This is a genomic window from Collinsella aerofaciens (assembly GCF_015670795.1).
Taxonomy (GTDB): domain Bacteria; phylum Actinomycetota; class Coriobacteriia; order Coriobacteriales; family Coriobacteriaceae; genus Collinsella; species Collinsella aerofaciens_Q.
On sequence record NZ_JADPCJ010000001.1, the window covers coordinates 208,101 to 219,596 of the forward strand.

12 protein-coding genes are annotated in these 11,496 nt (G+C 65.9%); 3 read left to right on the forward strand and 9 right to left on the reverse strand.

Going from position 1 to position 11,496, the window contains the following annotated elements; translation table 11 throughout:
* Positions 1-26: 26 nt before the first annotated feature.
* The 3 genes from I4W09_RS00985 to I4W09_RS00995 are packed head-to-tail and all read left to right on the forward strand — an operon-like array spanning position 27 to position 3,384.
* On the forward strand, positions 27-1,400 hold the full coding sequence (locus I4W09_RS00985; protein ID WP_196031303.1) for an efflux RND transporter periplasmic adaptor subunit: 1,374 nt from the start codon (positions 27-29) through the stop codon (positions 1,398-1,400).
* Positions 1,400-2,173, forward strand: a complete 774-nt coding sequence (locus I4W09_RS00990; protein WP_196031304.1) for an ABC transporter ATP-binding protein — start codon at positions 1,400-1,402, stop codon at positions 2,171-2,173. The genes I4W09_RS00985 and I4W09_RS00990 overlap by 1 nt, the downstream gene beginning before the upstream one ends.
* On the forward strand, positions 2,170-3,384 hold the full coding sequence (locus tag I4W09_RS00995; protein ID WP_196031305.1) for an ABC transporter permease: 1,215 nt from the start codon (positions 2,170-2,172) through the stop codon (positions 3,382-3,384). Before I4W09_RS00990 ends, I4W09_RS00995 begins: the two co-directional genes overlap by 4 nt.
* 210 nt (positions 3,385-3,594) lie before the next feature.
* On the opposite strand, the gene cobK is transcribed toward I4W09_RS00995, so the two are convergent.
* The 9 genes from cobK to I4W09_RS01040 are packed head-to-tail and all read right to left on the reverse strand — an operon-like array spanning position 3,595 to position 11,494.
* Positions 3,595-4,368, reverse strand: a complete 774-nt coding sequence (cobK, locus tag I4W09_RS01000) for a precorrin-6A reductase (protein WP_196031306.1) — start codon at positions 4,366-4,368, stop codon at positions 3,595-3,597.
* A complete protein-coding gene (locus I4W09_RS01005; RefSeq protein WP_015538672.1) occupies positions 4,365-5,006 on the reverse strand; it encodes a precorrin-8X methylmutase in 642 nt (213 codons plus the stop codon). Before I4W09_RS01005 ends, cobK begins: the two co-directional genes overlap by 4 nt.
* The gene (locus I4W09_RS01010; protein ID WP_196031307.1) at positions 5,007-5,522 is read right to left on the reverse strand and encodes a cob(I)yrinic acid a,c-diamide adenosyltransferase; all 516 of its coding nucleotides are present in this window, start codon (positions 5,520-5,522) and stop codon (positions 5,007-5,009) included.
* On the reverse strand, positions 5,519-7,018 hold the full coding sequence (locus I4W09_RS01015) for a cobyric acid synthase (protein ID WP_271756791.1): 1,500 nt from the start codon (positions 7,016-7,018) through the stop codon (positions 5,519-5,521). The genes I4W09_RS01010 and I4W09_RS01015 overlap by 4 nt, the downstream gene beginning before the upstream one ends.
* On the reverse strand, positions 7,011-8,219 hold the full coding sequence (locus tag I4W09_RS01020; RefSeq protein ID WP_196031309.1) for a pyridoxal phosphate-dependent aminotransferase: 1,209 nt from the start codon (positions 8,217-8,219) through the stop codon (positions 7,011-7,013). The genes I4W09_RS01015 and I4W09_RS01020 overlap by 8 nt, the downstream gene beginning before the upstream one ends.
* Complete coding sequence (cbiB, locus tag I4W09_RS01025; protein ID WP_196031310.1) at positions 8,216-9,190, reverse strand: adenosylcobinamide-phosphate synthase CbiB; 975 nt, start codon at positions 9,188-9,190, stop codon at positions 8,216-8,218. Before cbiB ends, I4W09_RS01020 begins: the two co-directional genes overlap by 4 nt.
* Positions 9,190-10,191: a histidine phosphatase family protein gene (locus I4W09_RS01030; protein ID WP_196031311.1), complete on the reverse strand. Its 1,002-nt coding sequence runs from the start codon at positions 10,189-10,191 to the stop codon at positions 9,190-9,192. Before I4W09_RS01030 ends, cbiB begins: the two co-directional genes overlap by 1 nt.
* Positions 10,188-10,955, reverse strand: coding sequence for an adenosylcobinamide-GDP ribazoletransferase (locus tag I4W09_RS01035; RefSeq protein ID WP_196031312.1), 768 nt, complete (start codon positions 10,953-10,955; stop codon positions 10,188-10,190). Before I4W09_RS01035 ends, I4W09_RS01030 begins: the two co-directional genes overlap by 4 nt.
* Positions 10,952-11,494 carry a bifunctional adenosylcobinamide kinase/adenosylcobinamide-phosphate guanylyltransferase gene (locus tag I4W09_RS01040; protein WP_371732486.1) on the reverse strand — a complete coding sequence of 181 codons (543 nt, stop codon included), beginning with the start codon at positions 11,492-11,494 and terminating at the stop codon, positions 10,952-10,954. Before I4W09_RS01040 ends, I4W09_RS01035 begins: the two co-directional genes overlap by 4 nt.
* Between the last annotated feature and the right edge of the window lie 2 nt (positions 11,495-11,496).

Consider the following 11,496-nt stretch of genomic DNA (forward strand, 5'->3'; position numbering starts at 1 on the left):
GAGGTACTTTCTATAAAGGAGACGCTATGCCGAATGTCCCCACGACCACCCCGGGCCCGGATGATACCGAGCACACGCTCGAAGATGTCACCGAAACGATTCCTCTGATTACAAACGTACATGCCGATAAGCAGAGCGGACGCGCGAACGATGCGACCGAGATTTCCGATGAAGAGGCATATGCCAAGCTCAAGGCAAAACGTGCCGAACGTCGACGCAAAAAGCTCATCCGACGCGGCATTGCGGCCGGCGTCGTGGCCGCCATTGTGCTCATCGCCGTTGTCGTGACCTTAGCCATCAACGCACGGCCCGCAGGCAACAACGGGCCTGTGACCGACATGGTGACCGAGGGAACGTTTACCACAACGGTCGAGGCGAAAGGCCAGCTCAAACCCATTTCGTCCTCAGTGGTCTCCCCTTCTGTCGACGGTACGGTCGATTCGATCAACGTGCAGGCAGGCCAATCCGTCAACGAGGGCGACGTGCTTATGACCATTAAAAACGACGAGCTCGATCGCAACGTTGCCGAGGCGCAGCGTGCAGTTGCAGCCGCCCAGGAAGACCTCACCAACGCGCAGAAAGCCGCAGCTGCCGCATCGACGGACACGAACGCCGTATCGGCCGCGCAGCGCAGCCTCGCATCGGCCCAGGCAAACCTCGATCAGGCGAACGCCAAGGCAGCCAGCCGTACGGTCACGGCCCCGAGCTCGGGTAGCATCGTGGAGCTCAACGCTAAGGTGGGCGCCACGGTAACAGGCGGCATGATCATGGGCGAAAGCGATACGAGCGGCGGCAAGCAGTGCATGCAGATCGCCGACCTATCCAAGATGAAGGTGACCGTGCAGGTGGGCGAAAAGGACATCGCCAAGATCGCTGTTGGGCAGAGCGCCAACGTCACGTATCCCGCGTTTCCCGATATCGTGAGCCAGGGAACCGTTACGGCCATCGCGTCGGTGGCAAACTCCGACGCCGCCAACGGTGGCGGCAGCGTGACCTTTAACGTCGACATCCTCATCGAGGCGCCCGACGCGCGCCTGAAGCCGGGCATGACGGCCGAGGTATCGGTGGTGACCGAGCAGCTCGACGACGTGGTGATGGTGCCGACGATGGCGCTCATGACCGAGGATGGCGAACACTATTACGTCAACGTGGCAACCGATGACGAGGGCAAGCAAACCCATCGCGTGAAGGTGACCATCGTGACGCAAAACGACAACGAAGCCGTAGTCGGCAAGACACAGGTCAAGCCCGACGACCAGGGCAACGAGATCAACTCCAACGTGCCGGTTACCAAGCTGCGCGATGGCAACACCCTCGTCATGGACACCGGAGCGGACGCAACGGCTGACGGCGGCTACAGCGCGGATTCGGGCAGTATGTCTGACGATGAGGGCATGTAATGCGTCCCGTTATCGACATCCGCAACGTACACCGCATCTTTGAGAGCGAGGCAGGTTGCGCCCACATCCTGCACAACGTGAGCCTGGCGGTAAATCCCGGCGAATTCGTCGCTATCACTGGCCCCTCGGGCTCGGGCAAATCAACGCTCATGAACATCCTAGGCTGCCTGGATAAGCCGACGGCGGGCGACTATTACCTGCAAGGGCTCAACGTGGCCGAGCTCGATGATGACGAGCTCACCGAAGTTCGCGCCCTGAGCATTGGCTTTGTCTTTCAGAGCTTCAACTTGCTGCCGCGCCTGTCGGTTATCGAAAACGTCATGCTGCCGCTGGCCTACACCAATGTGCCCCGAAGCCAGCGCGAAATGCGCGCCGTGCACGCGCTGCAGGCTGTCACGCTACCAGTCGACCACTGGGACCACCGCATATCCGAGCTCTCGGGCGGCCAGATGCAGCGCGTCGCCATCGCGCGCGCCCTCGTCAATGACCCGCCCATCATTCTGGCCGACGAGCCGACAGGAAACCTGGACTCCGCTACCGGAGCGCTTGTGATGGAGACCTTCCATAAGCTCCAGAAGCGCGGCAAAACCATCGTTCTTATCACACACGACCCCGGCATCGCCGCCGAGGCCGACCGTGCCGTGACCATCCGCGACGGTCGCATTCACGACGGCGCGTATATTCCACATGCACCGCGGACCCTGCGCAGCGCCGTAGATAGCCTGCCCATGATTTCCGCCTCCGCCAACCCGCCGAAAGGAGTGATGGCATGAGCGCCCGCGATCTCATCCAGGAAGCCCTTCACTCGCTCGAAGCCAACAAGGGGCGTAGCCTGCTCACTATCCTGGGCATTGTCATCGGCATCGCCTCAGTCATTGCAATGACCTCGCTCATCGGCGGCATCCAAAACAGCCTGGTCAACAGTCTGGGCCTCAATGCGGCACGCATGGTGCAAATCTATTCGTCGCAAGAACTCACCGAGTCGGACATCGAGAAACTTCAAAAACTGGTGCCGCAGATTGAGCAGATCGGCATTGTCGACAGTGCCTATACCGAGTACAAGACCGGCGATAAAAGCTATACCGTCATGGCACAGGGTGTCGATAGCAACATGCTCGACGCCGTGGGGGCCAGCAAGCTCGTTGCGGGGCGCACCTATTCCCAGGCCGAGTCCCAATCAGGCTCGCGCGTGGCGCTCATCAGCCGCGGCGGCGCCGATCAGCTTTACGGCAACGAACAGGATGCGCTGGGGAAAACCATCAAGGTGTCCAACGGCGAGGTGCAGATTGTAGGCGTGATTGATGGCGGCAGCGACTCCATGGGCTCGCTCACGCTGTATATGCCACGCGAAACCATCTCCGGGCTGTTTGGCGACGAGAACCCTTCATTCCCCAGCGTGACGGCACTTGCCGCCGAGGGCACGGACATGGATGAGCTCTGCAAGACCATCGAGTCCAAGGTGCGCGCGATGAAGGGCATCGCGGAGGATGATGAGTACGACAGTGTATCGGCGACCTCCATGAAAAGCGCCATCGATGCACTCAACTCCTTTATGGGCGCGTTCTCGCTTATCATGGGTGCTGTCGCCAGCATCTCGCTGCTTGTCGGCGGTATCGGCATTATGAATATGATGCTCACCAACGTGACCGAGCGCATCCGCGAGATCGGTATTCGCCGTGCCCTGGGCGCCAGTCGTCGCGATATCACCGCGCAGTTTTTGGCCGAGTCCTCGGCACTGTGCGTCACCGGTGGCCTGCTGGGTGTCCTGATTGGCTATCTGCTGGCCTGGGGCCTCGCGATGTTTGCCGCAGGATCAGGGGTTCTCAGCGAGCTCGGTGCCAGCGGGCAAATCACGCCGAGCTTTTCAATCGCCACGGTACTGCTGGCCTTCGGCGTCTCCGTCGGCATCGGCGTAATCTTTGGCTTCTACCCCGCTCGCCGCGCGGCAAAGCTCGACCCGGTGGAGTGCCTTCGCTACCAGTAAGCCACCACCAAAAAGTTGCGGTGAATTAGGGACTGGATATGCTATCTAGCAGCAAAACAGACACTATTTCACCGCAACTTATTGAAGGGCTGCTTACGCCAGTTCCGGGCGTCGTCCTCGAGCTTTTGGCGGATGACGGTCTTGTACGGTTCGAGCTTGCTCGAGGCGCTCCTCCTCGCGGGCGGGAGTGCGCGCAGGCGCGGCGAGCGCCTAGCGCGCGAACTCCCGTAAGAGCGCGTCTTCCACTTCCCGAAGCGAAAGGGCCCCGCCTCCCTCGGCGGGACGGGTGACCACGATGCAGCGCGCTCCCGCGTCGCGCGCGGCGGCGAGCTTCTCGGCCGTGCCGCCTACGGTTCCCGAGTCCTTGGTCACAAGCCACTGGGCGCCCACCTGCCGAAGCATCGCCTCGTTGAGCTCGCGGGTGAAGGGCCCCTGCATGCCGATGACGTGCGACGGCGAAAACCCCACGTCGATGCACTTCGTTATAGCACCGGGCAGCGGGAGCACACGCACAAAGAAGCGCTCCGCGAAATCGGCGACGCGCGTGTAGGGAGCAAGCTCCTTGCTCCCCGTCGTGAGAAGCGCGCGACCCGGGTTCTCGGAGAGAAAGCGCGCCGCGCAGGCGATCGACGCGGCCGACACGACGCCTTTGGGCAGCGCCTCGGCCGGGCGCGCAAGGCGCAGGCATCGTGCACCCACGGCGAGCGAAGCGGCCCGGATGTTGCCGCTTGCGAGCGTAGCGAAGGGGTGCGTGGCGTCGACGACGATGCGCGCGCCGGAAAGCTCGCGCTCCATGTCGGCCTCGTCGAGCCTGCCCGCATGCACCTCGATGCCCGAAAGCTCACCCAAAAGCTCGCCTCCGTACTCGGTTGCCGCGTAGGCACGGGCGGGGATGCCCGCCCCGCTCGCCCATTCACACAGAAGGCGGCCCTCGGTGGTGCCGGCGAAGATGCGCAGCGCCGGCGCGGATGCGGGCGCCGTCACTTCGGGCCGCCTGGGCGCGTGATCTGGTAGAGAAGCGCGTTCATAATGGCGGCCGCCACGGTCGAGCCGCCCTTGCGACCCCTCGCGACGATGGCCGGCACGCGTCGCGCGAGTAGCTCCTCTTTCGCCTCGACCACGTTCACAAACCCGACCGGCACCCCTACGACGAGCGCGGGCGCGATCTTCCCCGCGTCCATGAGCTCGGCGAGGCGCAGAAGTGCTGTGGGAGCGTTACCGACGGCCACGATGAGCGGACCCTCGATGCCGCAAGCTTTGTCCATGCTCGCAACGGCGCGAGTCGTGCCCGCGGCACGCGCAGCCGCGGCGACATCAGGGTCGGCCATGTAGCAAACGGCCTTGCAGCCGAGCTTCGCGAGCGCGGGCTTGCTTATGCCTGCGAGCGCCATGTTCGTGTCGGTGAGCACCGTGGCCCCTGCGCGCAGTGCGTCGAGCGCACAGTGCGCGGCGTCATGGGTGAACACGAGGGAATCGGCGTACGAGAAGTCGGCAGTGGTGTGGATGACACGCTTCACGACGGGCTCTTCGAGCGGCGGGAACGTGCGCCCGCCGAGCTCTTCGGTGATGATCTCGAAGCTGCGCCGCTCGATGTCGCCGGGCGCCATCTCCTTGGAATCCATCTAGTACTCCACTCCTTCCCTTGCACATATCCCCTGAGCGTAGGGGTGTTTCTCGCACCGCATCTCGGTTATGTAGTCGGCCTTCTCCACGATCTTGCGGGAAGGCGCGCGCCCGGTGAGCGCCACTTCGACGCCGCGCGCGGACATATCGAGCGCGCGGTCCACGAGCGCCTCGTCGACAAGCCCCTTCGAAAGCGCGTCGAGCGCCTCGTCGAGCACGAGCAGCCCCTCCTGCGCGCCCTCGAGCTCGGCGAGCGCGGAAGCGAGGTTCCCATCGTGCAGCTCGCACGTCGCGGCAAGTTCTTCCGACGTCATCGACCAGGTAAACTTGTCCGACACCTTCCCCGCGAACACAGGCACGCCGAAATGCTCGGCGAGCAGGCGCGCCTCCCCGCTTTCGCCGTCTTTCAGGAACTGCACGACGACGACGCGGCGGCCTGCGGCGAGCATGCGAAGGGCGAGGCCCATCGCCGCCGTGGTCTTGCCTTTGCCGTCGCCATGATACACGTGGATCATACGCCCTCCTCGATAATGCGGTAGACATACTCCATGTCGAGCGCCCCGCGCACGACGTCGGCCAGGCGGTCGAACTCGCGCGCACGGTGATCGGCCGCGGACGCCGCGCCCGCAGCACCCACGACGCTCTCGGGCAGGCCGCGCATGCGCGCAAGCGAGCGCGCGAGGGCGAGCGCCACCCCCGGTTCGTCGAACAGGCCGTGGAGATAGGTTCCAAACACGTTTCCGCAGGCCGCGCCTTCTGGTTTGCCGCCAATCGTGCCCGCAGGGGCGCAGGAGACGGTCGTTTCGCCGTCGTGAATCTCGTACCCGCGCGCCGTCATGCCGTTCCACACCGAGAACGCGCCTTGGGCGCCCGTGATGCGCAGCTCCGACTGGGCGAGGCGCTTTTCCTCCTTGAACACCGTACTTGCAGGGATGAGCCCGAGCCCACGCGCGGTGCCAGCGCCTTCCCTGCCGTGCGGATCGGAAAGCTCGTCTCCCAAAAGCTGGTAGCCTCCGCATATGCCGAGCACCGGCGTGCCCGCGCCCGAAAGCGCGCGTACACAGGCTCCGATGCCGCTAGCCGCAAGCCAGCGCGCGTCGTCGAGCGTGGTCTTCGAGCCGGGGAGCACCACCAGGTCGGGTCGGCCCAGATCGGTCGTCGAGGATACGTAGCGCACGCCCATGCCGGGCACGCGCGAAAGCGGGTCGAAGTCGGTGAAGTTCGACAGATGCGGAAGGCGCACGACGGCGACGTCGATGACGCCGCGCGCCTCGCGGGCAGATAGGCGCGGCGCGAGCGAGTCCTCGTCGTCCAGGTCGAGCGTAAGATACGGCACGACCCCCACGACGGGAACCCCGCACATCTTCTCGAGCGGGGCCAAACCCGGGCGCAGGATTTCCACATCGCCGCGGAACTTGTTCACCACAAGCCCCCGCAAAAGCGCGCGATCCTCGGGCGCAAAGAGCGCGACCGTACCGTAGAGCTGGGCAAACACCCCGCCTGGGTCGATGTCGCCCGCGAGCAGCACGGGAGAGGACACGGCGCGCGCGAGCCCCATGTTGACGATGTCGTTTTCGGAAAGGTTGATTTCGGCGGGGCTGCCGGCGCCCTCGATGACGATGACGTCGTTTTCCTCCGCGAGCGAATCGAACGCCTCCAAAATCTGCGGCATGAGCGCCTTCTTTCGCGCGAAGTAGTCCCTCGCAGCAAAGGCTCCCTGCGCCTTGCCGGCCACGATGAGCTGGCTTCGGTGGTCGCTTTCGGGCTTGAGCAGAATGGGGTTCATGCGCACGTCGGGCGCGATACCGCACGCCTCGGCCTGCATGATCTGGGCGCGCCCCATCTCGAGCCCATCGGCCGTGACACCGCTGTTGAGCGCCATGTTCTGGCTCTTGAAGGGAGCCACGCGCAGGCCGTCCTGCGAAAGCACACGGCACAGCCCCGCCGCAAGCAGGCTCTTCCCCGCGTTCGACATGGTGCCCTGGATCATGATGGGCTTCGCCCTACCCACGGGTATCGACCTCCTTCGCCGAGCCTCGGCCATCCGCGCCCGCCATAGCGCCGCCCCGTTCGTCGGGTTCGCCTTCGCCCGATGCGCCTTCCGCCCGAAGCGCGCGGCTGAACGCCATCGCAAGCCGGGCGTTCTCCTTGCGCGTGCGCACCGCGACGCGGCACCAGAAACGGGACAGTACTGAAAACGAGTCGCACGTGCGGACCAAAACCCCCTGTTTATACAGGCGCTCGGGGATGTCTTTCGCCGACATGCGGACTAAAAGGAAGTTCGCATCCGACGGCACGACGGAAAGCCCGAGCGAGGAGAGCTCGCGGGAAAGCCACGCTCGCTCGCCCGCCAATACATCGCGCGTGCGCGAGACGTATTCGACGTCTTCAAGGGCGGCGATGCCCGCGGCCTCGGCGACCGAGGAGACGGGCCACGCCTGCCCCGCCCGGCGAATCCCCTCGATGAGTTGGGCGTTTCCGCTGATCAGATATCCCAACCGCAACCCCGCCATTCCGTAGAGCTTGGTGAACGCGGAGAGTACGGCCACATGGCGCGAACACGCGGCGCGTGCGGCCACGCTCCTTTCGCGGGCGTCGGGCGCAAATCCGAGGAAGCACTCGTCCACGACGAGCAGCGCGCCCACCTGCTCGCAGCGGCATGCCGCGGCATCGATCACGCGGGGGTCGACGAGGCGCCCCGTCGGGTTGTTCGGATTGCAGAGGTACGCCACGTCTCCCGGCCCCTCGATCGCGCGGGCGAAGGAGGCGGGCACGTCGAAGTCGTCCGCTTCGGAGAGCGGGAACTCCTGCACGCATGCGCCGTAGTACGATGCCGCCTCCGCATATTCAGAGAACGTCGGCGCGCACACGACGATGCGTTTCGGGCGCACCGCCGCGGCGAGCCGCCAGATGATGTCGGACGCGCCCGCGCCGCACACGATAGTATCTTCGGGAATGCCCTGGACGCGCGCTAGGGCGCGGACGAGGGCGATGCTTTCCCTATCGGGGTAGGCGTCGATTCGAGAAAGCGCCTTGCAAGCTGCGGCGACGGCGCGCGGCGAGGGGCCTGCCGGATTCACGTTCACCGAGAAGTCGATGAGGTCGGAGGCGCCCCCTTCGCAAGCGATGCCGAGCGATTGCGCGCTGCCCCCATGCGTACGGGCGCGAAGGATTCCCCCGGCAGCCCGGGGCGCGGCGTGGTCTTCCCTCATGCCATCACCCCCACGGCGAGCACGACCGCCGCGCGCGCGGCGCCGAAGACGACGAGCGCGCATACGGACGTGGCGAGCATGAGCCTTGTCGCCCGGGCGATGTCGCCCCACTCGATTTCGCGTGACGCGTCGCCTATCGTCGGTTTCTCAACGAGCTTGCCGAAATACACCGCGGGTCCTGCCAGGCGCAGCCCGAGCGCGCCTGCACACGCTGACTCGGTCTGCGCCGCGTTCGGGCTCGCATGGCGACGCCTGTCGCGGCGCCAGATGCGCGCCGCCCCGCGCGCGTCGAGCCCGACGATCGGGCACACGGCGATCATGAGCAGGGCCGATAAGCGCGAGGGAATCCAGTTCACCGCATCGTCGAGGCGCGCCGAGGCGCAGCCGAAGTCGATGTAGCGCTCGTTTTTGTAGCCCACCATGCTGTCGAGCGTGTTCACCGCCTTGTACGCCATGCCCAAGGGCGCACCCCCGATCATAAGGTAGAAAAGCGGCGCGATGACGCCGTCGCTCGCGTTCTCCGCCACCGTTTCCACGGCGGCGCGCGCGACGCCCTGCTCGTCGAGAACAGACGTGTCGCGTCCCACGATGAGCCCGACGGCTTCGCGCGCCGCGACAAGGCCGCCCTTCGAGAACGCGCGGGCCACGGCCAGGCTCTGGCGGCGCAGCTCGCATGCCGCGAGAATCTGATAGCTCGCCCATGCCTCGGCCACGAAGCGCAAGCCGGGGTGAACCATGCCGCAAAGATGCAGGATTCCCCAGGTCAAAAGCCCACACGCGAGCGGAAGCGCCACGGCGAGCACAAGCCCTGCGGCGCGCGTGCCCGCGGACGTTTGCGGGAATGCGCCCCGCAGGCGGCCTTCGGCCCACGTGATCGCGCGCCCCATGGCGACGACGGGATGGGGAAGCCAGCGCGGGTCGCCGAAGGCAAGGTCGGCCGCGAACCCGGCGGCGACGGCAAGAATCGTCATCACCGGACATCGCCCCCCGAAGCGGGGCGAACGTCGCAAAGGCAGTGCCCATCCCAGGTGGCGGCCCATGCGCCGCCCGGCTCGGTATGCACGTCGAAATATCCCATTTTCGGGACAGCTAGCTCGGAGAGCAGCGCTTTCACGGTACCCGCGTGAACGACGAAGACGGCGCGCCCACTCCCCTGGGCGCGCTCCGATTCGCACGCCACCCGAAACGCCGCGACGACGCGGCGGGTGAAATCGCTCTTGCCCTCGCCATGCGGGCAGCGCGTTTCGCACCAGGAGTCTACCCAGGCGCGGTAGCGCACATCCTCTTTAAGCTCGGCGGCGCTTCGCCCCTCGAAGTCGCCGAAATCCATCTCGCGCAGACCGGGGCACGCCATAAGCTCCGCGTTCGGGAAGAGGATGCGCGCCGTCTGGTCGGTGCGGGCCATGCCGCTCGTGATAACACGGGACACGTCACGATCGCACGAGAGGTCGCGCAAAGCACGCTCGCCCGCGCTCGACAGGGGCTCGTCGGTGCCCGCCCCGCTGTAGCGATGGTCTTCCGTGCCCGCCGTGGCACCATGGCGCACGAAGACGACTTCCAAAGGCGCGCCCGCGCCTTGCGTCCCTCGAGGCGCATCGGCAAGGTTTCCTTTGATGACCTGGGAAATCCCGCACGTCATGCGCACGACGACGTCGGCGCGCGCAGCGAGCGCGCATCCCAGGCGCCCCGCGCGCTCGCGCCATTGGGCGTCTTCCGCACGCATGGGGACGACCCCCGAGCCGACCAAGGGCAGAATCACTGCGTCGAAGCCGATCAGCCGCTCGAGCGCCCGGTCAGCGTCGAGCGCGCGTACGAGTTCCTCAGCACGGTACGCGACACGGCCGGCAAAAGCCGCGGGCACGCCGCCCTCCGCAAGCTGCGCCGCGTCGACGAAATCGTCCGCCGCGAACCCGAGCTTTTCGCGCACGAAGGTCCTCTTCCCCGAATGCGCGCCACCTACCACGAGAATCATAGGAGCATGCCCCCCGCCACCAGCATGGCAAGCATCGCGAGCTCGTCCCATTGCAGAAACCATCCGGCCAAATCACCCGTCACCCCGCCGAAGCGGGACAGGGCAACATGGCGGTACCACGCGAGCGCCAAAAGCCCCGCCACCGCCATAAGAGCGCCGACGGCCTGAGCGCACGCGACCATCCCTGCAGCCGAAGCCGCAGCGAAAGCGCAAAGCGGTATGACGATCGCCGCGCGCTTCTTCGCAGGCGAGAGCCCCACGGCCATGCCGTCCGCCCGCGCGGCAGGCCAGCATTCAACGGCGAGCCCCGAAAGCGCGCGGGAGAACACGAGCGAGCACAGAAGCGCGAGGAACGCCCCCGCCGTAAGTGGCAGCGCGGTGAACAGGGAAAACTGCAGAATAAGGTACACGACAACACCGATGACCCCGAAGGCGCCCGCCCGCGGGTCGTGCATGATCTCGAGCTTTCGCTCGCGCGGGGCCCAACTTGCAAGCGCATCGGAGGTGTCGCAGAGCCCATCTAGGTGGATGCCTCCCGTCACCGCCACAGGCAACGCCACGAGCACGGCCGCGACGATGGTCGCGGGCACGCCGAGCAGGTTCGCCACGTGCCCCCACGCCGTCATGAGGAAGCCTTCCGCAAGGCCCACCAGGGGAAACGCGGCAAGCGCATGGGTTGTCCCGAAATCGGTCCAGGCCGATTTCGGGACGGGGATGCGCGAGAACGTTCCGAACGCCGCGCCGATTGCCTCTGCTATCTTCACCTTGTAGGTCCTTCGCCTTTCATCCACACGGGAATCCCGCATACCACTTCGACTGCGCTGTCGGCCAGCGCCGCCACGCCCGCGTTCACACGCGCGAGCGCGCGCCTCCATGCCTCGGTCCCCTCATCGTAGCGCATCCCATCGGCGAACACGTCGACGGTGACCACCACCGTATACGCAGCGGCCTGAGCGAGCCGTTCGATGCCTCCGAGCACCTCGCGCGCCGCAGCGTCGGGGTCACGTGGGGACAAGCCGCCTTCCGCGAAGAGCTCGTTCGCAACCAGGTTGCCCACGTCCTCCAAAAGAAGCGTGCAGCCGCGCGGAAGCCCGGACACTGCGGCGCCCACGTCACGCGTGCGCTCGAGGGTGGAAAACCCCTTGCCCTCGCGCAGCGCCCGATGGCGCGCGATGCGGCGGGCGCCCTCTTCCCCGAAGGGCTCCATCGTTGCCAGGTACACGCGAGGGCCATCGTGCCCAAGGCACAGGGACTCGGCATAGGCGCTCTTGCCGCTCGCGGCGGCGCCGATAACGAACGTCACCA

What these genes read in the sequence shown, in the direction of transcription:
- I4W09_RS01020 (WP_196031309.1), bottom strand. Translation starts at nt 8,219, where the DNA reads ATGAGGGAAGACCACGCCGCGCCCCGGGCTGCCGGGGGAATCCTTCGC.
- I4W09_RS01010 (WP_196031307.1), bottom strand. Translation starts at nt 5,522, where the DNA reads ATGATCCACGTGTATCATGGCGACGGCAAAGGCAAGACCACGGCGGCG.
- cbiB (WP_196031310.1), bottom strand. Translation starts at nt 9,190, where the DNA reads ATGACGATTCTTGCCGTCGCCGCCGGGTTCGCGGCCGACCTTGCCTTC.
- I4W09_RS01005 (WP_015538672.1), bottom strand. Translation starts at nt 5,006, where the DNA reads ATGGATTCCAAGGAGATGGCGCCCGGCGACATCGAGCGGCGCAGCTTC.
- I4W09_RS00985 (WP_196031303.1), top strand. Translation starts at nt 27, where the DNA reads ATGCCGAATGTCCCCACGACCACCCCGGGCCCGGATGATACCGAGCAC.
- I4W09_RS00990 (WP_196031304.1), top strand. Translation starts at nt 1,400, where the DNA reads ATGCGTCCCGTTATCGACATCCGCAACGTACACCGCATCTTTGAGAGC.
- I4W09_RS01030 (WP_196031311.1), bottom strand. Translation starts at nt 10,191, where the DNA reads ATGATTCTCGTGGTAGGTGGCGCGCATTCGGGGAAGAGGACCTTCGTG.
- I4W09_RS00995 (WP_196031305.1), top strand. Translation starts at nt 2,170, where the DNA reads ATGAGCGCCCGCGATCTCATCCAGGAAGCCCTTCACTCGCTCGAAGCC.